This is a genomic window from Nonomuraea thailandensis (assembly GCF_024172165.1).
GTDB classification, from domain to species: Bacteria; Actinomycetota; Actinomycetes; order Streptosporangiales; family Streptosporangiaceae; genus Nonomuraea; species Nonomuraea thailandensis.
In genome coordinates this window covers 8654193-8679014 of record NZ_JAMZEB010000002.1, presented here as the reverse complement: position 1 = coordinate 8679014, position 24822 = coordinate 8654193, and the positions used below count along the sequence as shown (strand labels likewise).

Genomic DNA, 24822 nt, shown 5'->3' with positions numbered 1-24822 from the left:
GGGCGTCAGCGGGTGTCGGGGCGTGGCTCAGCCACGCCGGGCGGGCATTTCGAGGAGGGTGCGGAGCTGGTAGCGGTCGGCGCGGTAGGTGGACACGCCCAGCTCGGCGCAGACCCCGCCGGAGAACGACCGGCGCTGCAGCAGCAGCACGGCCCCGCCGCGCGGCAGCTTCAGCAGGTCGGCGTCGCTCGGGTCGGCGATGCCGCCGTCGATGGTGAGCTCTCCGGCGTCCATGACGAGCCCGTAGCGCCGCTCCAGCAGCTCATAGAGCGATTTTTCGGACAAGTCGTGGTCGGCGAGGTCGGGGGCGAGCTTGACCGGGATGTGGGCCCGCTCGATGGACAGCGGCTCGCCGTCGGCCGTACGCAGCCGCTCGATGAAGTGCACCTCCTCGCCCGGCTGGATCCCCAGCTCCTTGGCCAGGTGGGCGCTGGCCCGCACGATGCGGCGGTCCAGGTCGCGCGAGCCGGGGATCATGCCCCGCGCCCGCATGTCGTCGGTGAACGACGTGAGCTGCAGCGCCAGCTCGATCTTCGGCCGCGCGACGAACGTGCCCTTGCCGGGCACGCGGTGCAGTCGGCCCTCGGACACGAGGTGGTCCACAGCCTGCCGTACGGTCATCCTGGACAGGCCGAAGCGCTGGCAGAGCTCGCGCTCGGACGGGATGGCCGCCCCGATGCCGAACTCGTCGCTGTCGATGAGGTCCAGCAGGATCTCGCGAAGCTGGAAGTACTTGGGCACCGGGCTGTCCGGATCGATGTGCGCCACGGATCCTCCCCTCGTCTCTACCTGGGCAATGGGCTATGGTTCGTACTGGTCTAGTCCGGACTAGACCACATGTCGCGAAAGACGGTCAAGTCTGAACCGCAATGACCCGAGGGATGAGCCGAAGATGACCACCAAGATGCGCAGCGAGATCGCCGAGCAGCCGACCGCGCTGCGGGCCACACTCGACTCCCTGCTCCCCAAGATCGACGAGATCAGGGCCATGGGCGAGCAGACCCGCCAGCTGCTGTTCATCGCGCGCGGCACCTCCGACAACGCAGCAGTGTACGGGCGCTACCTGGTCGAGGCGCACGCCGGACGCCTGTCCGCGCTGGCCGCCCCGTCGATCGCGACCACGTACAGGCGCAAGCTCGATCTCGACGGCGTGCTGGCCGTGGCCATCTCGCAGTCCGGGCGCACCGAGGAGATCGTCGAGACCCTGGCCTGGGCGAAGGACTGCGGGGCGCGCACCGTCGGCGTCACGAACGGCGGCGAGGACAGCCCGCTCGCGCAGGCCGCCGACATCGCCCTGTGCACGGTGGCCGGCGAGGAGAAGGCCGTGCCCGCGACCAAGACGTACACGACGCAGCTCGCCGCCCTGGCCGTGCTCGCGATCGGGCTGGGCGCGGACGTGGACGCCGGCGAGCTGCGGCGGGTGCCCGAGGCCGTGGAGAAGCTGATCGCGGAGCCCGGGGACATCGAGGCCGTGGTCGAGGGGCTGGCCGACAAGCAGGGCGTGGTCGTGTCCGGGCGCGGGCTGGCGTTCTCGACGGCGCTGGAGACCGCGCTGAAGCTCAAGGAGGCCTGCTACCTGCACGCCATGGGCCTGTCGTACGCCGACCTGCTGCACGGCCCCATCGCCGTGGTGGACGCCGACACGCCGGCGCTGCTGGTGGCCGCCGAGCACAGCCCGACCCTCCAGGGCACGATCGCGCTGGCCGAGCGGGTGGTGGCCGCGGGCGCGGCGGCGTACACGATCGGCGGGGGCGGCGCGCTCGCCCAGGCGGGCACGGCCGCGCTGAACGGCCCCGATCTGCCCGAGTGGCTGGCCCCCATGGGCCTGATCGTCCCCGGCCAGCTCCTCACCGAGGCGCTGGCCCGCAGGCTCGGCATCGACCCCGACGCGCCGCGGGGCCTGAACAAGGTCACCCAGACCGACTGATCTAGCCTGGTCAGAGTGCTAATCCTAGGGAGGACCGGATGGCGGCGGACGTGAACGCGATCATCGCCGCGCTGGGCGGCGCCGACAACATCATCGACATCGAGCCCTGCATCACCCGCCTGCGTACGGAGGTGCGCGACGCCTCGAAGGTCGACCAGCCGGCGCTCAGGGCGGCGGGCGCGCACGGCGTGATGGCCGCGGGCAACGTGGTGCAGGTCGTCGTCGGGCCGGAGGCGGACACGATCGCCAGCGACATCGAGGATGTCATCGGCTGAGGGCGAGACCATGACGACTGTTCTCGCCCCGATGGAGGGGACGGCTGTGGGGCTGGCGGCCGTGCCCGATCCGGTGTTCTCCGCGGGCATGGTGGGGCCGGGAACGGCGATCGACCCGCTGCGGGGGCCAGGCAAGGCCGTGGCCCCCATAGCGGGAAAAATCATGAAGCTGCACCCGCACGCGTACGTCATCGTGGGGGACGACGGCAAGGGCGTGCTGGTGCACCTGGGGATCGACACGGTCCAGCTCAAGGGGGCGGGGTTCCAGCTCCTGGCGGCGGAGGGCGACAGGGTCAGCGCCGGCCAGCCGGTGGTCGCCTGGGACCCGTCGGCCATCGAGGCGGGCGGCCGCTCGCCGGTCTGCCCGGTCGTCGCGCTCGACGCGCTTTCCGACGAGCTCACCGGGGTAGCGGAGGGGTCGGTGCACGTCGGGGACGAGCTCTTCAGATGGGGATAGCGGCCGTTCGCCGGAGGTCGGCCTCACCCGGCACAATGAACGGGTTGTCCGTGTTTACCGCGATGACGGAGATGGCCGGCCGGTCTGGACCGGCACGAGAAGGAGGAGCAGCAAGATGGGTGAGCGCAAGGTCACCGTGGCGGCGGAGGTAGGGCTGCACGCCCGTCCCGCGGCGACGTTCGTCCAGCGGGCCAAGCTGGCCCCGATGGACATCACGGTGGCGAAGTCCCACGGCGGTGGGCCGGTCAACGGCAAGAGCATCCTTGCGATCATGGCGCTGGACGTCCGCCAGGGCGAGTCCGTCGTGATCAGCGCGGAGGGCGAGGGCGCCGACGAGGTGCTCGACGAGCTGGCGAAGATAGCCAGTACGCCATGAACCTCCGGGGGGTGGGGGTCAGCCCGGGCATCGGGCACGGCCCCTCGTACGTACTGACCGTCTCTGTGCCCGAACCCCCCGAGGGCGCCACCTACACCGGTGAGGCGGAGCAGGAGAAGGAGCGCGCGATGGCCGCGCTCACGCAGGTCGCGGGCGAGCTGGAGGCCCGCGGCAACCAGGCGGGCGGCGAGGCCGGAGAGATTCTCAAGGCGCAGGCGCTGATGGCCGAGGATCCCGGTCTGGTCGTGAAGGTGAGATCACTGATCGACCGCGGTCTGGCCGCCCCCAGGGCGGTCTTCGAGGCCTTCACGAAGTACCGGACCGTGCTGCAGGGGTCCGGCGGATACCTGGGCGAGCGGGCCGCCGACCTCGGTGACATCAGGGACCGCGTGATCGCGTCGCTCACCGGGCAGGCCATGCCGGGGCTGCCGATGGCGCCCGCGGAGCCGTACGTGCTGGTCGCCAGGGATCTCGCCCCCGCCGACACCGCGCTGCTGTCCAGGGACGACGTGGTCGCGTTCGTCACCGAGGAGGGCGGCCCGACCAGCCATACCGCGATCATGGCCAGGTCGATGGGCGTGCCCGCCGTCGTGGCCTGTCCCGGCGCCACCCGCATCCCGGACGGGGTGCGGGTGATGGTGGACGGCACCTCCGGCGACGTGCGCGTGGAGCCCGCCGCCTCCGACGTGGCCGACGCGGTCGGCGCCGCCACGGCGCGCCAGGCGGTGCTCGCGTCGTGGACGGGGCCGGGCGTGACGGCCGACGGGCACCCCGTGCCGCTGCTGGCCAACGTGGGCGGCCCGGCCGAGCTCGACGCCGCCGTGGCCGCGGGCGCCGAGGGCATCGGCCTGTACCGGACCGAGTTCCTCTTCCTCGACAGGCCGGAGCCCCCCTCCGCCGAGGAGCAGGAGCGCGCCTACCGGGCGGCGCTGGAGGCGTTCCCCGGCGGCAAGGTGGTGGTGCGCACGCTCGACGGCGGCGCGGACAAGCCGCTGGCGTTCCTGCCCGCGGCCACCGAGCCGAACCCGGCGCTGGGAGAGCGGGGCCTGCGCAGGTTCGCGCGTTTCCCCGAGGTGATGGACGTCCAGCTCCGCGCGGTGGCCGCGGCCGGCGGGGCCGCCGTGATGGCGCCGATGGTGGCCACGGCCGAGGAGGCCGCCTGGTTCGCCAGGGAGTGCCACGACAAGGGGCTGGACGACGTCGGCGTGATGATCGAGATCCCGTCCGCCGCGCTGCGGGCCGCCGACCTGCTGGCCATGGTCGACTTCGTCTCCATCGGCACCAACGACCTGAGCCAGTACACCTTCGCCGCCGACCGCCAGCTCGGCGCCGTCAGCGCGATGCACGACCCCTGGCAGCCCGCCCTGCTCGACCTGGTCGCCGCCACGGCCGTCGCGGCGGCGCGGGCCGGCAAGCCGTGCGGGATCTGCGGCGAGGCCGCCGCCGATCCGGCCCTGGCCTGCGTGCTGGCCGGGCTCGGGGTCTCGTCGTTGTCGATGGCGCCCTCCGCGCTGGCCGCCGTGCGCGCCGGGCTCGCGGCGCACACGATGGAGCAGTGCGAGGCGGCGGCCGAGGCGGCCCGCACCGGGTCTTCGGCGGCCGATGCGAAGGCCGAGGCCCGCCTCCACCTGCCAGGTCTCGACAGGTTGGGGCTGTAGCCGGCCCGGGCGGGTCGTCATCTGGATACCTTTGGAGTCATGTTTGGACGGATCGGTACGACAGGGCTCCTGGTGATCGCGCTCACCGCGTGCGGCGGTGGCGACGGCTCGGCGGAGGTGGGGCCGACCGGAGGCAAGGCGGCCCCACCCGCCACCACGTCGGCCGGCACGTCGGCGACCACGTCCTCCGCTCCGGCGACCACGGCCCCGCAGCAGAGCCCGGTGCAGCGGGTGCTGGGGAGGATGAGCGTGGAGGAGAAGGTCGGCCAGCTCTTCATGCCCGTCCTGTACGGCACCGCCGCCGACACGGTCTCCGGCGAGAACCAGGCCAGGTACGCCGCCCGGACCCCGGCCAAGGTGATCGCGAAATACCACCTCGGCGGCGTGATCCTGTTCCCGCACAACGTCAAGAGCACCGCCCAGGTCGTCGGCCTCAACAACGGCATGCAGCGGGCCTCGAAGGAGGTCCCGCTGCTGATCGGCACCGACCAGGAGAACGGCCTGGTCTCCAGGATGTCCGCGCTCATGACCGACTTCCCCGGCGCGTCGGAGATCGGCGCGACCAAGGACACGGACCTGTCGCGGCAGGTGGCCAGGGCGACAGGTGAGGAGCTGGGCGCGCTCGGCGTCAACCTCGACTTCGCGCCGGTCGCCGACGTGAACGTCAACCCGCGCAACCCCGTCATCGGCCGCCGCGCCTTCGGCGACGACCCGCAGAAGGTGGCCAGGATGGTGGCCGCGGCGGTCAAGGGGTTCGGCGAGGCGAAGATCGCCGCCACCGCCAAGCATTTCCCGGGGCACGGTGACACGTCCGTCGACAGCCACACGGGGCTGCCGGTGATCAAGCACACCAGGGCGGAGTGGGAGCGCATCGACGCGCCGCCGTTCAAGGCCGCGATCGACGCCGGGGTGGACGCGGTGATGAGCGCCCACATCGTCTTCCCCAAGCTGGACCCGTCGGGCGACCCGGCGACGCTGTCCAAGCCCATCCTGACCGGGCTGCTCAGGGAGAAGCTCGGGTTCAAGGGCGTGATCTCGACCGACGCGCTGAACATGGGCGGGGTGCGCAAGAAGTACGACGACGGGGAGATCGCGGTGCGGGCCGTGCTGGCCGGGGCCGACCTGCTGCTCATGCCGAACGACCTGCCCAAGGCGTACGACGCGGTGCTGGCGGCGGTGAAGTCGGGCCGCATCTCCAAGGAGCGCCTCGACCAGTCGGTCACCCGGCTGCTGACGCTCAAGCAGAAGCGGGGCCTGCTGACCGGGGCGCCCGTGGCCTCGGCGGAGCGGGCGGCCGAGGTGCTGCGCTCGCCTGAGCACCGCAAGCTGGCCGCCCGCGCCTAGGGGGTCAGTGCGAGCCGTGCAGCCCGCTGGCGATGTACATCGCGGCGAGCATGGCGAACAGGAACGCCTGAAGGAACATGATGAACATCTCGAACGCGGTGATCACGATCGTCATGGCCACGCCGAGCACGCCGAGGCCCGCGCCGAGCGGTGTGAGCTGCTCGAACAGGAACCAGAAGCCCACCGAGCTGAAGAAGGCCACGAGGAGGTGGCCCGCGAACATGTTCGCGAACAGGCGGATGAAGTGGGTGAACAGCGAGGTGAGGAAGACCTCGGCGAGGATGAGCGGAGCGTAGATGCCGTACGCCCAGCCGGGCAGGCCCTCCAGGTACACCACACCTCGCAGGTAGCCGCGCACGCCGTGGTGGCGCACGCCGAGGTAGACCTTCAGGACGTACACCGAGATCGCCAGCACTGCCGCGAAGTTGACGTGCGCGGCGACGGGGAACTGGATGAACGGGACGACGCCCATCAGGTTCCAGATGAGCACGGTGAGGAAGATCGTCAGGAGCAGTCCCATCCAGCGGTCGGCGTCCTTGCCGAGGTGGGGCCGGGCGATCTGGTCGCGTACGAAGTCGTAGGCGTACTCGCCCATGCTCTGCCAGCCCCGTGGCACGATCTTGGGCTTGGCGAATGCCGCCCAGCACAGCGCGATGGCGATGACCGCGCTGAACAGGACGATGAGGATCGGTTTGGTGAACCATTCCGGTCCACCGGGGATGATGGGGGGAAATTGGAAGAGTTCGGAGCCCGGAGCGGTCCACTCTTCAGGGGAGGTGATCAGGATCGTCGTCCGCACGGCGGTCCCTTCTGGGTAGCGACTTACGCTGGAAAAACACCTTAACTGGATATTTCGGTCACCCTTTTTCTAGGGTTTTATCCGTTTATTAAGGGGCGAGCTCCGGTAAAAGTCGCAACCGTGACGCCCTACCCTAGAACGATGGTTACGGGTGTGCTCATCGACTGGGGTGGCGTGCTCACGAGCAGCCTCTCCGACTCCATCGCGCGATGGATCGCGGCCGACAGGATCGACGCCGACCGCTACTACACCGTGATGCGCGAAATGATCGACCACGCCTACCGGGGCGGCGACAGCGAGAGCGTCGTGCACGCGCTCGAAAGGGGCGAGATCGACGGGGCCGCCTTCGAGCGCGACCTCGCCGCCCGGCTGCTGACCCTGGACGGCGTGCCGCCGGTGGCCGAGGGGCTGCTGGAGCGCATGTTCGCGGGCTTCGAACGGGTCGAGGCCATGTACGACATGCTGCGTGACGTCCGCGGCAGCGGCGTGAAGACCTGCCTGCTGTCCAACTCCTGGTCCAACACCTACCCCCGGGACGACTGGGACGAGGTCTTCGACGCGGTCGTGATCTCCGGCGAGGTCGGCATGCGCAAGCCCGAGCCGCGCATCTTCCAGCACGCGCTCGGCCTGATCGGCCTCGCGGGCGCCGAATGCGTGTTCATCGACGACATCGAGGCCAACATCGACGCCGCCCGCGCCCTCGGCATCGCCGGGATCCACCACCGCGACGCGGCCACGACCATCGCCGAGCTGGAGACCGTGCTGCGGCTCACGTTGCGCAAGTAGCCTGCCGATGCGGTCGTGACCAGGCACCATGAGTAGGGTGGCGGAGGCCTGGTGAGGCAGGCTCTTCCCACAGCAGAGGTGTTGGAAAGGTTCGTCATGCGCGTCTATCTGCCGTGCACTCTTCCGGCCCTGGCCACGGCGGTCGAGGCCGGGGAGCTGGGCCCGGCTCCGCTGACCGGTTACGCGGTCACGCCCGCGCTGATCGAGTGGTACGCCTCGGGCGACACCGAGGAGCTCGAGTACGTCGCGCTGACCGAGGCGGCCCGCGCCTCGCTGCGCATGCTGGCCGCCGACCGCGCCGACGGCGTGCCGGCCGCGCCCCGCCGCGTGGTGGTCGCCGCCGAGGTGCCGGAGCGCGCCGCCACGGTCGGAGTCGACCTGGAGGAACGCGCCAGGGTACGCCTCGCGGAGCCGATCCCGCTGGCCAAGGTGGCCGCCGTGCACATCGACGACGAGTACGCGGTGCCCGACATCGAGGCCGCCGTCGCCGCGCTGCCGGCCGCCGACGAGGGCGACGACGACGCCCGGTTCACGGTGGACGGCGCCGAGGCGCACGAGCTCATGTGGTACGCGACCCAGGAGATTCCCGAACTCCTGCGCCCATAACGGTGCGATCACAGACGCGCGTGGTTCCCTGCCGGGCGAAGTCGATCTCGCTAGGGTCGCCACCCAGCAAGAGTCGTCTGACAGAAGGAGTCGGTTCCACGTGATGCGTCGAGTCGCAGCGATCGCTGTAGGTGCGGTGACTCTCCTGGCCGGTTCGCCAGCGCAGGCCCAGGCCGCGCTCAAGCCGTACGACCACCAGGACCCCTACCGGTCGGGCTGTGGCAACTCGGCCAGGGTCGTGAAGACCGCCAAGATCAAGAGCCGGGTCCACGGAGAGCTCGGCACCATCAAGCTCATGTGGTCGGGCCGGTGCCAGACCAACTGGACCGAGATCAAGACCGCCTCCTCCGCGCGCGGCACCATCAACGTCTACACCGCGGACGGCCGGCACAACCGGTTCAGCTTCAGGGCCGGCAACGGCGGCCGTCACTGGGGCGACATGCTCGCGGCCAAGAACATGTGCGCCTGGGGCAGCGTCAGCATCCAGTGGAACGGCGGCAACGGCGGCCAGAACGCCCAGGGCACCACGGGCAAGGCCTGCGACTAGCCGCGGGAAGGGCTGCGGCCGCGCGGTCGCAGCCCCCGGTTCATCCGGATGTCACACCGGCCATCTAGGCTAGGCGTGACATGACGAAGCACATCATCTGGGATTGGAACGGCACGCTCTTCCACGATTCCGACGCCGTGGTCCAAGCCACCAACGAGATCTTCAAGCCCTACGAGCTACCCGAGCTGACCCTCGACGGCTTCCGCGCCGTCTTCACCCGCCCCATCTGGGTGGCCTACGAGCGCCTGCTCGGCCGCCCGCTCGCCGAGGGCGAGTGGCAGCAGCTCGACGCCGGGTTCCACGAGCACTACTTCAGGTTCTGCGACGTGTGCCAGCTCGCCTCCGGCGCGGAGGTCATCCTCTCGACCTGGACGGGCACGCAGTCGCTCTGCTCGATGGCCCCGCACGACCACCTGGTGCCCAAGGTCGAGTCGTTCGGCATCACGCGGCACTTCACCAGGATCGACGGCCTCACCGGTGCGCTCGGCGGCGAGAAGGCCGTCCACATGACCGCGCACATCGAGGCCATCGGCGTCGATCCCGGCGAGATCCTGGTGATCGGCGACAGCGTGGACGACGGGCTGGCCGCCAAGCACGTGGGAGCCAGGGCGGTGCTCTACACCGGCGGCATGACCACCAAGGCCGAGCTGCAGGAGACCGGGCTGCCGGTGGTCGACCGGCTGTCCGACGCGCTCGACTACGTCTGATCATGCCGTAATCGCTCGGGCGGGAGCCCTGACGGCGGCGACGGCCGTACCCTTGCAGGGACCCCTCAGGAGGCTGCCATCAACCGCCTTGTGCTGTGGAACGTCGATCTGACGCTCGTCGACGTCGCCATCGTGACCAGAGACGCCTACGCCGAGGCGTTCCGCGTCGTGACCGGGCGACCGCTGGTCAAGCTCGTGCCCCCGCTCGGGCGCCCCGACTCCGAGATCGTCTTCGAGACGCTCGCCGTCAACGGCATCGTGGCCGAGGACGACCACCTGCCCCGGTTCCTGTCGGCGCTCGCCACGGCCTTCGCCGACCGGCGCGGGCGGCTCGGGCAGGACGGGCGGATGATGCCCGGGGCCAAGACGGCGCTGAAGGCCGTCTCGCGGCTCGACGGGGTGGTGCAGACGGTGCTGACCGGCACCATCCGGGCCAACGCCGTGCACAAGCTGAAGGCGTTCGGGCTCGACAGGCACGTCGACTTCGAGCTCGGGGGGTACGGTGAGGAGGTCTACCCCAAGGCGACCCTGCTGCAGGTGGCGCAGTCGCGCGCCAAGCAGCGGCTCGGGACGCCGTTCACGGCCGCCAACACGGTCGTGATCGGTGACTCCACGCGGGACGTGCAGGCGGCCAGGATCGGCGGGGCCGGGATGATCGCGGTCGCCTCCGGGCGGTCCATGGCCTCCGAGCTGCGCGAGGCCGGGGCCGACATCGTGCTGCCCGACCTGTCCAACGCCTCCGAGGTGGTGGCGGCGGTCGCGGCCCTGACGGCCCCGCTGGACCGCGCGGCCCGCTGACACCGGAGGTGCCGGCCACCGCCGGGCGCCACGCCGGACGCCACGCCGGACGAGCGTGGCGCGGGGCGGCGCCGGGTCAGGGGAGGGCGCGCAGGAAGCGGGCCGCGATCGGGGCCGCGACGGCGGAGCCCGCGCCGCCGCCCTCGACGATGACCGAGAACGCCACGTCGTCCTGGTAGCCGATGAACCACGAGTGCGCGGGCGGCTCCTTGCCCGAGCCGTACTCCGCCGTGCCGGTCTTGCCCGCCGTGCCCGCCGGGAAGCTGACGCCGTGGGCGGTGCCGTCCGTGACGACGGCGGGCATGAGCCGGCGCAGGGCCTTGACCACGCCGCCCTCCAGCGGGCGCGGCTCGGCCCGCTGCTGCCCGGGGACGGGCTCGCCGGTGACCAGCCGGGGCGGGATGTAGGAGCCGGAGGCGATGGCGGCGGCGACCGAGGCCATGTTGAGCGGGCTCGCCAGCACCCTGCCCTGCCCGATCGAGGCGGAGGCGAGGTCCGTGTCGTCCTTGGGGTCGGGGAACTCGGCGCGCACGGCCGGCACCCCCGGCGTGATCGCGGTGCCGAAGCCGAAGCTCCTGGCGACCTCGCCGAGCCGGCCCCCGTTCAGCTCGGCCACGCTCATCTCGCCGAACGTGGTGTTGCACGAGTGCGCGAACGCGTCGCGGAACGACAGCGTGCCGTAGTCCTTGAAGCCCGCGTTGTGGAACGGGAAGCCGCCGATGTTCTTCTCGGCCGGGCACGTCACCTGCTGCCCCGGCTCGACCCCGTCGGCGACCAGCGCGGAGGCCGTCACGACCTTGAACGTCGAGCCCGGCGGGTACTTGCCGAGCAGCGCCCGGTTGAACCCGCCAGGCGCGTTGACCGCGGCCAGGATCTCCCCGGTGGAGGCCCGCAGCGCGACCAGGGAGGCGGGCTTGTCCGTGCCCTCCAGTGCCTCGGCCCCCGCTCGATGCACCTTCAGGTCGATGCTGGTCCGGATCGGCTCCTTCCCCGCCTGCTGCTCGGCGACGGTCCTGACGCGTTCGCCGCCCTTGTAGAGGTCGATCCTGGTGCGGGACAGCTCCTCGAAACGGTCGGGGAAGGTCTGCTTCATGCCCTCGACGAGCTGCTGCACCGAGCCGGGCGCGCCGGCGTTGTTGAGGTCGGCGCCGTCGGCGGCCAGGACGCGCACGGGGTCGCCCTTCTGCGCGACCACCTTCAGTGACAGGCCCTTCTTCAGCAGCGGGTGGAGGGTGGCGGGCGTCCAGGCCACCTTCCAGGCACGGTCCCGCTCGACGACCCGGAGCCTGCCGTCGTACTCCCAGTTCCGCGCGCCGGTGACGGCGGCCTTGAAGGCGACGTCGCCGCCCGACACCTCGCCCGGGCGGAAGGCGGCCCGGGTGGCCTTGAGGTCGGTGAGGAAGCGCCGGTGCAGGCGCTCGAAGTCGGCGGGCGGGTCGGCGACCAGCGCCCGCATCGCCGCGTAGTCCTGGGCGGACCAGGCCGCCAGGTACCGATCGGCCGTCTCCTCGGGCGAGCCCTCGACCCGCAGCGCCCAGATGACGCCGCTCGCCACGAGGGCCGGGATCAGGAGTGCCGCCACGATCCACGGCCACCGCCTGCGGCGTCTTTTGCCATAGATTCGCCCCGTTTGTGGTGCCATGCCGCAGAGAACACCAGAGCCTGCGGCGCGGTGTCCAATACTGATATGAGCGCTTCTCAGATATAAATCTGGATATAGTGGCTGGTCATGGACCTGGTCCGACATCTCCGCTACTTCATCGTGGTGGCGGAGGAACTGCACTTCGGCAACGCCGCCATCCGGCTCGGCATGGCCCAGCCGCCCCTCAGCCAGCGCATCAAGCGGCTGGAGGAGGAGCTCGGCGTGCGGCTGTTCGACCGCTCCGCCCGCCAGGTCCGGCTCACCGAGCCCGGCCGGCTGCTGCTCGGCGAGGCCCGCGAGATCGTCGGCCGGGTGGACCGGCTGCACGAGCTGGCCAGGCAGGGCGGCCGGGGCACGGTGCTGAAGGTGGGGGTGCCGCCCGACCTGGCCGCGACCGTGCTGGCCGCCCTGGTCGCGGCCTTCCGCGAGAGCAGCCCCGAGGTACGCCTCGCGCCCGCCGAGGTCTGGACCGCCGACCAGGTGACGGCGCTGACCGAGGGCACGATCGACGTCGGCCTCGTCCGCCATCCCGTGACCGCGCCCGGGCTGACGTTCGGCCAGGTGCTGGTGCAGGCGCAGGGCGTGCTGCTGGCCGAGGGCGACCCGCTGGCGAGCGTCGGCGAGGTGCACCTGGCCGACCTGGCGGGCCGCGAGCTGGTGATGCCGCCCAAGGAGGGCGAGCCGGGCTGGCGCGCCGAGGTGCTCGCCGAGTGCCGCCGCCAGGGCTTCGTGCCCGCGCAGGTGCACGAAGGCGCCGGGCTCGGGCTGGTGCTGGCGGGGGCGGCGGTGGCGTTCGGGCCGAGGATGGAGCTGCCGGGGCTGGCCTGGCGGCCGCTGCTAGGCTCGCCGATCACGAGCCGGGTCTCCACCGCCTGGCGCGCGGCCACGCCTGCGGTCGGCGACTTCTCGGCCGCGGCCGTACGTACGTTGAAGGAGAGCGCCGGGATGACCCACGAAGGCGCCGCGCCCGCGCGGCGGGTCAGCCGCAGGCCGGGGATGCTGGCATGAGCGCGCCGGCCTTCGACCGGTTGTTCCGGGCCGCCGGGGTCACCGGCTGGCTGTACGCGGCCGACGTCGACACCGGGCACGACCTCGGGCACGGCGCCGACGAGCCGATGCCCACGGCCTCGATGTTCAAGGTGCCGCTGCTGGTGGCGCTGTGCCGGCAGGCCGACGCCGGGCTGCTCGACCTGGCCGAGCGGGTCACCGTGACGGCGGCCGACCGGGTGTCCGGGCCGACCGGGATCTCCTCGATGCTCGACGACGTGACGATCTCGCTGCGCGACCTGGCGTACCTGATGATCGCGCTGAGCGACAACACCGCGGCCGACAAGCTGCTCGGCAGGGTGGGGTTCGACGTGATCAACACCATGCTGGAGACGTTCGGGCTGAAGCGGACCCGGGTGGTGCAGGGCTCGGGAGAGATGCTCGGCAGCATGGACGTGGACACCGGGCACGCGTGGCCGTTCGTGGATCCCGACGACATCGCCCGGCTCAGCGTGCTCGACCCCGCGCGCACCAACCACAGCACCGCGCGGGAGATGGCGCGGCTGTTCGGGATGATCTGGCGCGACGAGGCCGCCTCCGCGCCGTCGTGCGCCTGGATGCGCGGCGTGCTCAACATGCAGGTGTGGCCGCACCGCATGGCCTCGGGTTTCCCGTACGACGACGTGGCCGTCAGCGGCAAGACGGGCACGATGCCGACGCTGCGCTGCGAGACGGGCGTCGTGGAGTACCCCGACGGCGGCCGGTACGCGGTGTCGGTCTTCACCCGCTCCTTCGGCACCGCGCTCATCCAGCCGCGCGCCGACGCCGTGATCGGCACCGCCGCGCGTATGGCGGTGGACCACCTACGGAGGTAGCAAGTTATGGGGGAGGCCGGGTATGACTTTCCTCCGTACGGGCGACAGGATGAGGCATATGGTTGCTGAGGGCGAGCTTCTCTGGGAGCCGAGCGAAGAGATCGTCGAGTCCGCCAGGCTGACCCACTACCTGCGATGGCTGGGGCGGCCCGTCGACTACGAGGACGCGTGGCGGTGGTCCGTCGATCGGCCCGCGGAGTTCTGGACGTCGGTCTGGGACTACTTCGAGGTGGTCGGCGACCGGGGTGACGGCCCCGTGCTGTCGGGGACGATGCCGGGCGCCACGTGGTTCGCCGGCAGCTCGCTCAACTACGCCGAGAACGCGCTGCGGCGTTCCGACGGGGGCACCGCCCTCGTCTTCGTCTCCGAGGACGGCGGCCGGCAGGAGCTGACCTGGGCCGAGCTGCGCGAGGAGGTCGCCAGGGTGCGCACCGGGCTGCTGCGCCTCGGTGTCGGCCGCGGCGACCGGGTGGCCGCCTACCTGCCCAACATTCCGCAGGCCCTGATCGCCTGCCTGGCCACCGCCTCCCTGGGCGCGATCTGGTCGGCCGGCTCGCCCGACTTCGGCGTGCCGAGCATCGTCGACCGGTTCAGGCAGATCGAGCCCAAGGTGCTCATCGCCGTCGACGGCTACCACTACAACGGCAGGAGCTACGACCGCTCCGCCGCGGTCAACGCGATCGCCGCCGAGCTGCCCACGCTGCGGGCGACCGTGTGGATCCCGTACCTGGCGGCGGCCGAGGAGGGCCGCGCGCCGCAGCAGGCCGAGCCCGCTCCCGGGCACGCCGGTCAGGTGCCGCACGGCGAGGTGATCGGCTGGGAGGGGCTGCGGGCCGAGGAGGGGCCGCTGGAGTTCGAGCGGGTGCCGTTCGACCACCCGCTGTGGATCCTCTACTCCAGCGGCACGACCGGGCTGCCCAAGCCGATCGTGCACGGGCACGGCGGCGTGGTGCTCGAACACCTCAAGTCGCTCGCCTTCCACCAGGACCTGGGCGAGGGCGATGTGTTCTTCTGGTACACCACCACAGGCTGGATGATGTGGAACTACCTCATCGGCGCCCTGCTGGTGGGGGCCACGCCCGTGCTGTACGACGGGTCGGCCACGCACCCGTCGCCCGCCGCGCTGTGGCGGATCGCCGACACGGAGGGCGTGACGTACTTCGGGGTCGGGGCGCCGTACATCATGGCCTCGCTGAAGGCCGGCATCCACCCGGAGGGGCTGGAGCGGCTGCGCGGGATCGGCTCCACCGGGTCGCCGCTGCCGCCGGAGGGGTTCGCCTGGGTGGCCGCCGAGCTGCCCGGGGTGCCGATCGGGTCGTTCTCCGGGGGGACCGACGTGTGCACGGGGTTCGTCGGGGCCACCATGCTGCACCCGATCAGGGCGGGGATCATCCCGTGCCGGTCGCTGGGGGCGAAGGTGGAGTCGTACGACCCCGTGGGCAAGCCGGTCGCCGGCGAGGTGGGCGAGCTGGTGCTGACCCTGCCGATGCCGTCGATGCCGGTCATGTTCTGGAACGACCCCGGAGGCGAGCGGTACACCGAGAGCTACTTCGACGTTTACCCCGGGGTGTGGCGGCACGGCGACTGGATCAAGATCGACGAGGACGGGAGCTGCGTGATCTACGGGCGCTCCGACTCGACGCTCAACCGCGGCGGCGTGCGGATGGGCACCAGCGAGTTCTACCGGGTCGTCGAGCGGTTCGGGGAGATCGCGGACAGCCTGGTGATCGACACGGGCCAGCTCGGGCAGGAGGGGCGGCTGCTGCTCTACGTGACGCTCGCCGAGGGCGCCGAGCTGACCGACTCCCTGGAGCGGGCGCTGTGCGACGCGCTGCGCAAGGAGCTGTCGCCCAGGCACGTGCCGAACGAGATCCGCGTCGTCCCCGGCATCCCGCGGACGTTGTCCGGCAAGAAGCTGGAGGTGCCGGTACGCAAGATCCTGCTCGGCACGCCCGTCGAGGACGCGGCCAACCCCGACGCCATGGCCAACCCCGAGGTGTTGCGGCACTTCACCCCATGAGGACGGTGATCTTGCCGCGGAGGTCGCCCGCCTCGGCCCTGCGGTGCAGCCGGGCGAGCTCCGTCAGCGGGTGCGACTCCGCGATCTCGACCGTGAGCCGGCCTTCGTCGATCAGGGCGGCGAGGGCGGCCAGCTCGTCCGGGTCGTAGCGCATCACGAAGTGGCCGTCGCCCCCGGCGATCGAGACGGTCGTGCGGGACTGCCCGGCCGGTCCGCCCGGGACCAGGTTCAGAAGCACGTCCACGTCGGCGGGCAGCGGTGCCGTGGTGTAGTCGATCACCTCGTCGGCGCCGAGCCGCCGCACCGCGGCGGCGCTGCGCGGGCTCGCGGTGGCGATCACGTGCGCGCCCGCCAGCTTGGCGAGCTGTACGGCGAACAGCCCCACCCCGCCGCCCGCGCCGTTGACCAGCACCCGCGCGCCCGGCGTGATGCGGGCGTGCTCGCGGACCGCCTGCCAGGCGGTGAGGCCGGCCACGGGGACGGCGGCGGCGTCGGCGAGCGGGATGCCGGCCGGGGCCTTGGCGAGAACGTCCGCCGGGGCCACGACGTACTGCGCCGCCGCTCCGTCCACCATGCCGAACACCCGGTCACCCGGCGCCAGGTCGCCGGCGCCCGGCCCCGCCTCGACGACCGTGCCGGAGACGTCCCAGCCGAGGGTGTGCGGCAGGCTCGCCCGGAACACCTCGGGCAGCAGCCCGGACCGCAGCCCGATCTCGGACGGGTTGAACGAGGTGGCGGCCACCTCGACGAGCACCTCTCCGGGGCCGGGGCGCGGGACGTCCACCTCGTCGACGCGGATCACCGAGGCGTCACCGAACTCGTGGATCCGCGCCGCCCGCATCGCGGCCGCCGCGCCGGGCCTGCGGCGGGTGGTGTGCCGAGTCACCTGGCGGAACGCGCCGGCGTGTTCCGCGGCCCACTCCCGGAACGAGGTCGCCGGAGCCTTGGTGACCTCCTCGACCGCCCTCGTGACCGGCGCCGGCCGCCTCACGAGCTCCGCCTGGGCCCGCAGCACCTCCTCCACCGCGCCGGACGGCCAGCCGCCGGCTGAAAGGGCGGCGCGGGCCTGCTCGGGCGTCAGTTCCTCCCACCGCGCCGCGAGCCCGGTGACCTCGGAGAGGATCCGCACCTGGTCGGCCTGCGAGATCGTCTCGGGCCCCGTCAGGGCGTAGGCCGCGCCGTGGTGCCCCGCGTCCAGCAGCGCCCGTACGGCCACGGCCGCGACGTCCCTCTCGTGCACCACCGGCATGCCCGCCGCCCCGTACGCCCCCCGCACCACGCCCGCGCGCACCTGCCGGGCCCAGCGCAGCGCGTTGGCCGCGAAGGCGTGCGGGCGCAGGAAGGCCCACTCGCCGGCCGCCTCCTCGACCAGCCGCTCGACCTCGCGCTCGGACGTGCGCCGCGCGGCCGAGGACAGGTAGACCACGCGCCGCCCCGCCAGCGCCCGCACCACGTCCTTCGCGCCGTCGGCGGTGGCGAACGGCCACACCAGCAGCGCCGACGTCACCCCGTCCAGCGGCGGCAGCGTCCGAGGGTCCCGCAGGTCGCCGTCAGCGCCGCTCAGGGCCACCACCTCGGCCCCGGCCTCCCGTAGCAGCGCCACCGCGTGCCGCCCCACCGTGCCGGTCGCCCCGGTCACCAGAATCCGTGCCATCGTCGCTCTCCTCTCGTCGCACGAACACCGTAGGAAGAGATGAAGAGATGGCCAATGCGTTCAGGTCTTCCATTCATACGTCAGCGTCTTCCGGGTTAGAGTTCGCGGTATGGACGTGCTCAGCGACGTGGTCGCCGTCATGCGGACCGGCCGGCCCCGTTCCGCCCGGATCGAGTGGCGCGCGCCCTGGGGGCAGCGCTTCCCGGCGGCGCCCGGTTCGGCCGGGTTCCAGGTGGTCCTGCGCGGGGCCACGTGGCTGCTGCCGCCCGGCGGGCCGCCGGTCGCGTTGTCCGCGGGAGACGTCGTGTTCTTCCCGCGCGGGCACGGCTACGCCATGGCCGACAGCCCGGCCACCCCGGTGGCCGAGCCGTCCTGCGACCCGTACACCGACGAGGACGGCCTGTTCTCCTCGGCCTCGATGGAGGGGCAGGGCGCGGCCACGGTGCTGCTGTGCGGCGGTTACCGCCTCGATCCCAGCCGGGCGCACCCGCTCCTGCGCGACCTGCCCGACCTCGTCCACCTGCCGGCGCAGCCCGGCCTGCACTCCGAGGTGCGCGCCGCCGTCGAGCTGCTGGGCGCCGAGATCCACCGGCCGGGGCTGGGCGCGGACACCGTCGTGTCGTCCCTGCTCGACATGCTGCTGCTGTACATCCTGCGGGCCTGGTTCGCGGCCGAGCACGGGCACTGCGAGGTCACCGGCTGGGCCGCCGCGCTGGCCGACCCGGCCGTCAGCGCGGCGCTCGACGCCATGCACCGCGACCCGGCCCGCCAGTGGACGGTGGCCGAGCTGGGCACGCGGGCGGGGCTGTCGCGGGCGGCGTTCGCGCGCCGGTTCGCCGCGCTGGTGGGGCAGCCGCCGCTGGCGTACCTGACGTGGTGGCGCCTGTCGAGCGCCGGCCGGCTGCTGCGGGAGGGCGACGCGCCGCTGAGCGAGATCGCCGCCAGGGTGGGGTACGGCTCGGAGTTCGCCTTCGCCAACGCCTTCAAGCGGGAGTACGGCATGGCTCCTGGCAGGTACCGCCGCACGGCCTGCCCGGCCCAGCCGCGGGAGGCCGCCCTGACCCGCTGAGCCGGGGCCCGCTCAGCCGCGTTCGCCGGGGACGACCAGGCCCGACTCGTACGCGGTGACGACGGCCTGGGTCCTGTCACGCAGGCCCAGCTTGTTCAGCACGCGGCTCACGTGGGTCTTGACCGTCTCCTCCGTGACCACCAGGCGGTCGGCGATCTCGACGTTCGACAGGCCCTCGGCCACCAGCCGCAGGACCTGCGTCTCGCGCGGGGTGAGCGCCGACAGGCCCGCGTCGGGGCGGCCCCGCGCGGGCGTCAGGCGGGCGAACTCGCTGATCAGGCGTCGGGTGACGGCCGGGGCCAGCAGCGCTTCACCGGCGGCGATCACGCGGACCGCCTCGAAGAGGCGCTCGGCCGTGACGTCCTTGAGCAGGAAGCCGCTGGCGCCCGCGCGCAGGGCGTCGTAGACGTACTCGTCGAGGTCGAACGTGGTCAGGATGAGCACCCGCGGCCCCTCGGGGCCCGCCACCAGCCGGGTGGCCTCGATGCCGCTCATACCCGGCATGCGCACGTCCATGAGCACGACGTCGGGGGACAGCTCGCGGCACATCCGCACCGCCTCGGCGCCGTCGGGGGCGGTGCCGACGACCTCGAGGTCCGGCTGGGTGTCGAGCAGCTCGGCGAACCCCGTGCGGACCACCAGGTGATCGTCGGCGATGACGACCCGGATCACGAGGCGTCCCTGCCGGGGAGGCGCGCCTCCACCAGGAAACCGCCGCCGGGCGCGGGCCCCGTCCGCAGCTCGCCGCCGACCGCCACCGCCCGCTCCCGCATCCCGGCCAGCCCGTGCCCGTCCGCCGCCTCTCCGGCTGTCGTCCCGGGGCCGGGGCCGGGGCCGTTGTCGCGGACGCGCAGGCGCAGCGTGTCGCCGGTGTAGTCGAGCTCCACGTCCACCGCCGCCCCGGGCGCGTGGCGGCGGGCGTTGGTGAGCGCCTCCTGGACGATCCGGTACGCGGCCAGCTCCACGCCGGGATCGAGCTCCACCGGCGCGCCCCGCAGGATCAGCCGGGTGTTGTTCCCGGACGCCTCGCGGGACCCGTCGAGCAGCTCGTTCAGCTCGTCCAGGCGCAGGCCGGGCTGCGGGCGCCAGGTCGTCTCCGCCTCCGCGTCCTCGCGCAGGACGCCGAGCAGCCGGCGCATCTCCGTCAGCGCCGCCCTGGCGGTGTCGCCGATCGCCAGCAGCCGCTCCGCGCCCGCCGCGGGCATGCCGGGGACGGCCAGCCGGGCGGTCTCGGCCTGCACGGCGACCATGGAGATGTGATGGGCGACCACGTCGTGCAGCTCCCTCGCGATGCGGGCGCGCTCGCCGCGGGCCGTGTGCTCCAGCAGGCTGTCGGCGATGACCTGCCGGGCGGCCGTGTCGGCCCTGGCCTGGTGGCGGGCGCGGCGGGCGATCCCGGCCAGCGCCGCGGCCGGGGCCAGGCAGCCGAGCAGCAGCGAGAGCAGGCGTACCGGGCCCTCGGACCGGCCGGTCGCCTCCGCCGCCACCGCCAGCAGGGGGAACGGCACGGTGAGCGCCACGGCACGCCACAGCGGCCCGCCGAACCGGTAGGCCGCGACGAGCTGGGCGACCAGCCCGGCGGGGGTGAAGGTGTGGAAGGCCGTGATCGACAGCAGGCTCGCGCCCGTGACCAGGAGCCCGGCGGTGGCGGGCCGGTTCCACAGGAGGGCCGGCGGCAGCGTGGTGCCCAGGGCGAGCAGCGGGAAGAGCACGGCCTGCGGGACCGGTTCCGGGCGCCCGCCCGCCGGAAGCCGCGTGCCGGCCCCGCCCCCGGCATCGCCCGCCGCGTCACCCGCCGCGTCACCGGCCGACGGGAACGGGCCGCCTGCCGTCTCGCCGGCCGACGGGAACGGCCCGCCCGTCGAGTCACCGGCCGATGGGAGCGAGCCGTCCGCCGGGACGGCTTGGGTGTCCGAGAGGATCAGGCCGGGCCCGTGCTCCGCCTGCGCGACCGCCTGGGCCACGCCCACCAGCGCCAGCAGCGCGACGAGCACGACCGGCGCGTACCGGGCCGCGGCGAACCGCCGGACCGGCCCCGCCCACGCCCCGAACCGGCCGTGCGGCACCGGCCCGGCCGCCCGCCGGTCATACGCTCGCTCCACGGACCTCATTGTTTCCCCGCCGCCCCCGCATGGCATCCCTCCCAGGAGGGACGGTAGCTCGCGGACGAGAGTGATCCCGACAATCGCTCTCAGGCGTGACGACCGCCCGGCCACCCGCTGCCTAGTGTGCCTGGACATGGAAGCAACCATCGAAGTCACCGGGCTGCGCAAGCGGTTCGGCCAGACGACGGCGCTGGACGGGATGACGTTCACGGTGCTGCCCGGCCAGGTGACCGGGTTCGTCGGGCCGAACGGCGCGGGCAAGTCCACGACGATGCGCGTGGTGCTCGGCCTGGACGCGCCTGACGAGGGACACGCGCTGGTGGGCGGCAGGACGTACCGGAGCCTGCGCCGCCCGCTGAGCCACGTCGGCGCGCTGCTCGACGCGGGCGCGCTGCAGCCGGGCCGCACGGCACGCAACCACCTGCTGTGGCTGGCCCACTCGCAGGGGCTGGGGGCGCGGCGCGTGGACGAGACATTGGAGCTGGTGGGGCTGACGGCGGCGGGGAGGCGCAGGGCCGGCGGGTTCTCGCTGGGCATGCGGCAGCGGCTGGGCATCGCCGCCGCCCTGCTGGGCGACCCGCCGGTGCTCATGCTGGACGAGCCGTTCAACGGGCTGGACCCGGAGGGCATCGTGTGGATCCGCGGGTTCCTGCGGTCGCTGGCCGCCGAGGGGCGCGCGGTGCTGGTCTCCAGCCACCTGATGAGCGAGCTGGAGGACACCGCCGGCCACCTCGTGGTGGTGGGGCGCGGCCGGGTGGTCGCGGACGTCGCGGTGTCCGAGCTGATCGCCGCGGCCTCCCAGGACCGGGTGACGCTGCGCACCACGGCCCGGTCCGCGGCCATGTCGGCGCTGGCCGGGGCCGGGGCGACGGTGACGGTCAGCGAGCGGGACACGGTGGTCGTCTCCGGGATGCCAGCCGGGGAGGTGGTGCGGCTGCTCGGCGCGCGGCAGGTGCCGTTCTCGGAGGTGAGCGCGCACCGGGCGACGCTGGAGGAGGCGTACCTGGAGCTGACGAGGGACGCCGTGGAGTTCAGGGGGGCGGCGCGATGAGCTTGCGTCACGTGCTGCACGCGGAGTGGACCAAGCTCAGGACGGTACGCGGCTGGGTGGCCGGGCTGGTGGCCGCCTGCCTCGCCGTCGTCGGGCTGGGCGTGCTCTTCGCCACCGGCAGCTACTCGTCGTGCAGCAAGGGCCCGGTCGAGGTGCCCTGCCCGGCGCCGACGCTGGGCCCCGACGGCACGGCGGTCGTCGACCGCTTCTACTTCGTCAGCATGCCGCTGGACGGCAACGGCGCCATCACCGCCAGGGTGAGCTCCATGAGCGGCCAGATCCGCCTGCCCGACGCGACGCCCGGCGTGCGGAACGTGGTCCCCGGCGTCGTGCCGTGGGCGAAGGCGGGCCTCATGGTCAAGGAGAGCACCGAGCAGGGGGCCGCGTACGCCGCCGTCATGGTCACCGGCGCCCACGGCGTGCGCATGCAGCACGACTTCACCGAAGACGTGGCGGGCGGCCCGCGGGGCGTGTCGCCCGGATCGCCGCGCTGGCTGCGCCTGAGCCGCACCAGGGACACGATCATCGGCGAGGAGTCGGCCGACGGGAGGCAGTGGTCCACGGTCGGCACGGCCCGGCTGGAGGGGCTGCCCGCGAAGGTGCGCATCGGCCTGTTCGCCGCCTCGCCGCCGGACGTGCGGGTGGAGAGCAACCCGCTCGGCGGCACGGCCACGGCCGGCCGCTTCAGCGAGGTCACCGCGCTCGTGGACCAGGTCAGCGTCGGCGGCACGACGTCCCGCACGTGGCAGCAGGACGACATCGGCGTGGACTACGACGTGGACGGCACCCCGCACCACCCCGGCGGCCTCGCCAGGAACGGCGGCACGTTCGCCATCACCGGGACGGGCGACATCGCCCCCAACACGACCGAGGGCACCGTCGAGCGGACGCTGACCGGCGCGCTGATCGCGCTCGTCGTGGTGATCGTGGTGGCGGTGCTGTTCGTCACGACGGAGTACCGGCGCGGCCTGATCCGCACGACGCTGCTGGCCGGCCCGCGGCGTGGCCGGACGCTGGTGGCCAAGGCCGTGGTGGTGGGCGCGGCCACGTTCGCCGCCGGGCTGGTGGGAGCGGCCGTCACGGTGCCGCTCGGGGTGCGACTGCTGCGCGGCAACGGCATCTTCACGCTGCCGGTGAGCACGCTCACGGAGGTGCGGGTGATCGTGGGCGCCGCGGGCGTCCTCGCTGTGTCCGCCGTGCTGGCCCTCGCGCTGGGCGCCCTGTTCCGGCGCAGCGCGCCCGCGGTCATCGCGGCGATCGTGGTGCTCGTGGTCCCGTACGTGCTGGGGACCGCGTCCATCCTGCCCGACGAGGTGTCGCGCTGGCTGCTGCGGCTCACCCCGGCCGCCGGCTTCGCGATCCAGCAGAGCGTGCCGGCGTACGAGCAGGTGATCTCGCACTACGTGCCCGCGATGGGGTACTTCCCGCTGCCGCCGTGGGCCGGGTTCGCGGTGTTGTGCGCGTACGCGGCCCTCGCGCTCGGCCTGGCCGTGCGCCGCCTGAACGGGAGGGACGCGTGAGGCGGGAACTGCACGCCGAGTGGACCAAGCTGCGCACGGTGCCGGGGCCCGTCCGGCTGCTGATCGGGATCGTCGCGCTGACCGTGGCGGGCAGCGCGGCCGCGGCCGGCGCGATGGAGTGCCCGTCGGCGGGCTGCGGTCAGGACGCCGCCCGCGTCGGCCTGTTCGGGGTGCAGCTCGGACAGGGGCTGGTGGCGCTGCTGGCGGTGGTGGCGGTCTGCGGGGAGTACAGCACGGGGATGGTCCGCACCAGCCTGACGGCGATGCCGCGCCGGATGACCGCGCTGGCCGCCAGGACCGCCCTGCTCGCCGGGCTGACGTCGGCCGCGGGGGCGCTCGGCGTGCTCGGCTCCCTGCTGGTGGCGCGGCTGCTGCTGCCCGGCAACGGCTTCACTCCCGAGCACGGCTACCCGCCGCTGTCGCTCGCCGACGGGCCCACGTTGCGGGCGGCGGCCGGGTCGGTGCTCTATCTGGTGCTGATCGCGGTGCTGAGCGCGGGCGTGGCGACGGCCGTGCGGGACTCGGCGGTCTCGGCGGGGGCCGTGCTGGGGCTGATCTATCTCTTCCCGATGGTCGTCCTGATGATCAGGAACGAGGACGTGCAGCGCCTGCTCTGGAGGTTGTCGCCGATGAACGCGGGGCTGGCCGTCCAGGCCACCACGACCCTGCCCGCCATGCCCATCGGCGCGTGGGCGGGGCTGGGCGTGGCCGCGGCCTGGGCCGGGGCGGCGCTGGTGTGCGGCGGGCTGCTGCTCCGCGCACGTGACGCCTAAATACGAAATAACCGATTTAGCCGGGATCCGGTTATTAGCCGGGGCTTTGCTTGATAAAAGCCATGAATTCTCTGCGGTGCGGGTAGGCGTTGATTTATGAGGATAAAGCTTCAAAGAATAGCCGCTCTTGGCGTCGCCGCCGCCGCCGTCTGTGCGATTCCGGCTCCCGCTGCGGCCGACCACACGGACCAGGCCGGTCAGGTGTCCGGGGTCGTGCTGAAGCCGGGAGACCGGGGAATGGCCGTCAAGGTGCTGCAGGAGAAGCTGCACCGGGGCCGCTACTACTTCGGGAAGATCAACGGCGTCTACGACGAGCAGACCAAGATGGCCGTGTGGGCGCTGCAGAAGCACCGCAGGATCATGCCGCAGGGCGAGGTCGGCTCGCGGGTGTGGGCGGCGCTGGAGCGGTCGGCGCACCGCCGCCCGCTGGTGCCGAACGGCGGCGCCGACCGGGTGGAGATCAGCCTGCGCGACCAGCTCCTGACCGTCTACCGCGACCGCAAGCCCGCGCTGATCACGCACATCTCGTCCGGCGCCGAGGTGCGTTACTGCGAGGACGGCCGCTGCGGCAACGCCATCACGCCGGTCGGCGACTTCCGCGTCTCCCGGCGGGCGCCGGGCTGGACGACGGGGCGGCTCGGATCGATGTACAACTCGCTGTACTTCGTGGGGGGCATCGCCATGCACGGCTCGACGAAGGTGCCGCTGCGCCCGGCCTCCCACGGCTGCGTGCGCGTGCCGTTGACGACGTCCAAGCGGTTGTTCGAGATGGTGAAGATCGGTGAGCCCGTTTATGTGCGCGGCAAGATCATGTGACGTTGAACAGCGCCGACATTATTCATATCG

At 72.7% G+C, this 24822-nt stretch carries 25 protein-coding genes; 19 read left to right on the top strand and 6 right to left on the bottom strand.

What is annotated here, in order from left to right; all coding sequences use genetic code 11:
• Positions 1–27: 27 nt before the first annotated feature.
• Positions 28–768 (bottom strand): GntR family transcriptional regulator, encoded by a 741-nt coding sequence (locus HD597_RS43600; protein WP_253751616.1) that lies wholly within the window; start codon positions 766–768, stop codon positions 28–30.
• Between the two features lie 124 nt (positions 769–892).
• On the opposite strand from HD597_RS43600, the gene HD597_RS43595 reads away from it, so the two are divergent.
• The 6 genes from HD597_RS43595 (at position 893) to nagZ (ending at position 6037) form a co-directional block, all read left to right on the top strand.
• Positions 893–1927 carry an SIS domain-containing protein gene (locus HD597_RS43595; protein WP_253751613.1) on the top strand — a complete coding sequence of 345 codons (1035 nt, stop codon included), beginning with the start codon at positions 893–895 and terminating at the stop codon, positions 1925–1927.
• Between the two features lie 38 nt (positions 1928–1965).
• Entirely contained in the window at positions 1966–2202 is a 237-nt protein-coding gene (locus tag HD597_RS43590) for a PTS sugar transporter subunit IIB (protein ID WP_185109948.1), read from the top strand.
• A 10-nt stretch (positions 2203–2212) separates the two neighbouring features.
• On the top strand, positions 2213–2659 hold the full coding sequence (locus HD597_RS43585; RefSeq protein ID WP_253751610.1) for a PTS sugar transporter subunit IIA: 447 nt from the start codon (positions 2213–2215) through the stop codon (positions 2657–2659).
• Positions 2660–2774: 115 nt separating this feature from the next.
• Positions 2775–3035, top strand: a complete 261-nt coding sequence (locus HD597_RS43580; protein ID WP_253751607.1) for an HPr family phosphocarrier protein — start codon at positions 2775–2777, stop codon at positions 3033–3035.
• Complete coding sequence (ptsP, locus tag HD597_RS43575; protein ID WP_253751604.1) at positions 3032–4693, top strand: phosphoenolpyruvate--protein phosphotransferase; 1662 nt, start codon at positions 3032–3034, stop codon at positions 4691–4693. Before HD597_RS43580 ends, ptsP begins: the two co-directional genes overlap by 4 nt.
• Positions 4694–4732: 39 nt before the next feature.
• Positions 4733–6037 carry a beta-N-acetylhexosaminidase gene (gene nagZ / locus HD597_RS43570; RefSeq protein ID WP_253751601.1) on the top strand — a complete coding sequence of 435 codons (1305 nt, stop codon included), beginning with the start codon at positions 4733–4735 and terminating at the stop codon, positions 6035–6037.
• Between the two features lie 4 nt (positions 6038–6041).
• Here the strand turns inward: nagZ and atpB are convergent, their stop codons facing one another.
• Positions 6042–6836 (bottom strand): F0F1 ATP synthase subunit A, encoded by a 795-nt coding sequence (atpB, locus tag HD597_RS43565; RefSeq protein WP_253751598.1) that lies wholly within the window; start codon positions 6834–6836, stop codon positions 6042–6044.
• A 141-nt stretch (positions 6837–6977) separates the two neighbouring features.
• Between atpB and HD597_RS43560 the strand changes: the two genes are divergently transcribed.
• The 5 genes from HD597_RS43560 to HD597_RS43540 all read left to right on the top strand — a co-directional run bounded on the left by HD597_RS43560 (position 6978) and on the right by HD597_RS43540 (position 10280).
• Positions 6978–7622, top strand: a complete 645-nt coding sequence (locus HD597_RS43560) for an HAD family hydrolase (RefSeq protein WP_253751595.1) — start codon at positions 6978–6980, stop codon at positions 7620–7622.
• 96 nt (positions 7623–7718) lie between these two features.
• Complete coding sequence (locus tag HD597_RS43555) at positions 7719–8228, top strand: DUF6912 family protein (RefSeq protein ID WP_253751593.1); 510 nt, start codon at positions 7719–7721, stop codon at positions 8226–8228.
• 136 nt (positions 8229–8364) lie between these two features.
• Complete coding sequence (locus HD597_RS43550) at positions 8365–8775, top strand: DUF2690 domain-containing protein (RefSeq protein WP_253751590.1); 411 nt, start codon at positions 8365–8367, stop codon at positions 8773–8775.
• Positions 8776–8855: 80 nt separating this feature from the next.
• Positions 8856–9482: an HAD family hydrolase gene (locus HD597_RS43545; protein WP_253751587.1), complete on the top strand. Its 627-nt coding sequence runs from the start codon at positions 8856–8858 to the stop codon at positions 9480–9482.
• A gap of 90 nt (positions 9483–9572) precedes the next feature.
• Positions 9573–10280: an HAD family hydrolase gene (locus tag HD597_RS43540; RefSeq protein ID WP_253751585.1), complete on the top strand. Its 708-nt coding sequence runs from the start codon at positions 9573–9575 to the stop codon at positions 10278–10280.
• Between the two features lie 76 nt (positions 10281–10356).
• On the opposite strand, the gene HD597_RS43535 is transcribed toward HD597_RS43540, so the two are convergent.
• Positions 10357–11862, bottom strand: coding sequence for a penicillin-binding transpeptidase domain-containing protein (locus HD597_RS43535; RefSeq protein ID WP_253751581.1), 1506 nt, complete (start codon positions 11860–11862; stop codon positions 10357–10359).
• Positions 11863–12009: 147 nt separating this feature from the next.
• Between HD597_RS43535 and HD597_RS43530 the strand changes: the two genes are divergently transcribed.
• Genes HD597_RS43530 through HD597_RS43520 form a run of 3 tightly spaced genes read left to right on the top strand, consistent with a single transcriptional unit; the run spans position 12010 to position 15804 of the window.
• On the top strand, positions 12010–12930 hold the full coding sequence (locus tag HD597_RS43530) for a LysR family transcriptional regulator (RefSeq protein ID WP_253751578.1): 921 nt from the start codon (positions 12010–12012) through the stop codon (positions 12928–12930).
• Positions 12927–13784 (top strand): serine hydrolase, encoded by an 858-nt coding sequence (locus HD597_RS43525; protein ID WP_253751575.1) that lies wholly within the window; start codon positions 12927–12929, stop codon positions 13782–13784. Before HD597_RS43530 ends, HD597_RS43525 begins: the two co-directional genes overlap by 4 nt.
• 58 nt (positions 13785–13842) lie before the next feature.
• Positions 13843–15804 (top strand): acetoacetate--CoA ligase, encoded by a 1962-nt coding sequence (locus tag HD597_RS43520; protein WP_253751571.1) that lies wholly within the window; start codon positions 13843–13845, stop codon positions 15802–15804.
• Here the strand turns inward: HD597_RS43520 and HD597_RS43515 are convergent.
• Positions 15794–17458, bottom strand: a complete 1665-nt coding sequence (locus HD597_RS43515) for an alcohol dehydrogenase catalytic domain-containing protein (protein ID WP_253751568.1) — start codon at positions 17456–17458, stop codon at positions 15794–15796. The two genes, HD597_RS43520 and HD597_RS43515, sit on opposite strands and share 11 nt — an antisense overlap.
• Positions 17459–17567: 109 nt before the next feature.
• Between HD597_RS43515 and HD597_RS43510 the strand changes: the two genes are divergently transcribed.
• Positions 17568–18527 carry an AraC family transcriptional regulator gene (locus HD597_RS43510; protein ID WP_253751565.1) on the top strand — a complete coding sequence of 320 codons (960 nt, stop codon included), beginning with the start codon at positions 17568–17570 and terminating at the stop codon, positions 18525–18527.
• Positions 18528–18539: 12 nt separating this feature from the next.
• Here HD597_RS43510 and HD597_RS43505 read toward each other — a convergent pair whose 3' ends face one another.
• Positions 18540–19199, bottom strand: coding sequence for a response regulator (locus HD597_RS43505; protein ID WP_253751563.1), 660 nt, complete (start codon positions 19197–19199; stop codon positions 18540–18542).
• Entirely contained in the window at positions 19196–20629 is a 1434-nt protein-coding gene (locus HD597_RS43500; RefSeq protein ID WP_253751560.1) for a sensor histidine kinase, read from the bottom strand. Before HD597_RS43500 ends, HD597_RS43505 begins: the two co-directional genes overlap by 4 nt.
• A gap of 136 nt (positions 20630–20765) precedes the next feature.
• On the opposite strand from HD597_RS43500, the gene HD597_RS43495 reads away from it, so the two are divergent.
• The 4 genes from HD597_RS43495 to HD597_RS43480 all read left to right on the top strand — a co-directional run bounded on the left by HD597_RS43495 (position 20766) and on the right by HD597_RS43480 (position 24792).
• Positions 20766–21683 carry an ATP-binding cassette domain-containing protein gene (locus HD597_RS43495; RefSeq protein ID WP_253751557.1) on the top strand — a complete coding sequence of 306 codons (918 nt, stop codon included), beginning with the start codon at positions 20766–20768 and terminating at the stop codon, positions 21681–21683.
• Positions 21680–23203 (top strand): DUF1349 domain-containing protein, encoded by a 1524-nt coding sequence (locus tag HD597_RS43490; protein WP_253751554.1) that lies wholly within the window; start codon positions 21680–21682, stop codon positions 23201–23203. Before HD597_RS43495 ends, HD597_RS43490 begins: the two co-directional genes overlap by 4 nt.
• Positions 23200–23976, top strand: a complete 777-nt coding sequence (locus tag HD597_RS43485; RefSeq protein WP_253751552.1) for an ABC transporter permease — start codon at positions 23200–23202, stop codon at positions 23974–23976. The genes HD597_RS43490 and HD597_RS43485 overlap by 4 nt, the downstream gene beginning before the upstream one ends.
• 213 nt (positions 23977–24189) lie before the next feature.
• Positions 24190–24792, top strand: a complete 603-nt coding sequence (locus HD597_RS43480; protein ID WP_253751549.1) for a L,D-transpeptidase family protein — start codon at positions 24190–24192, stop codon at positions 24790–24792.
• Positions 24793–24822 lie beyond the last annotated feature (30 nt).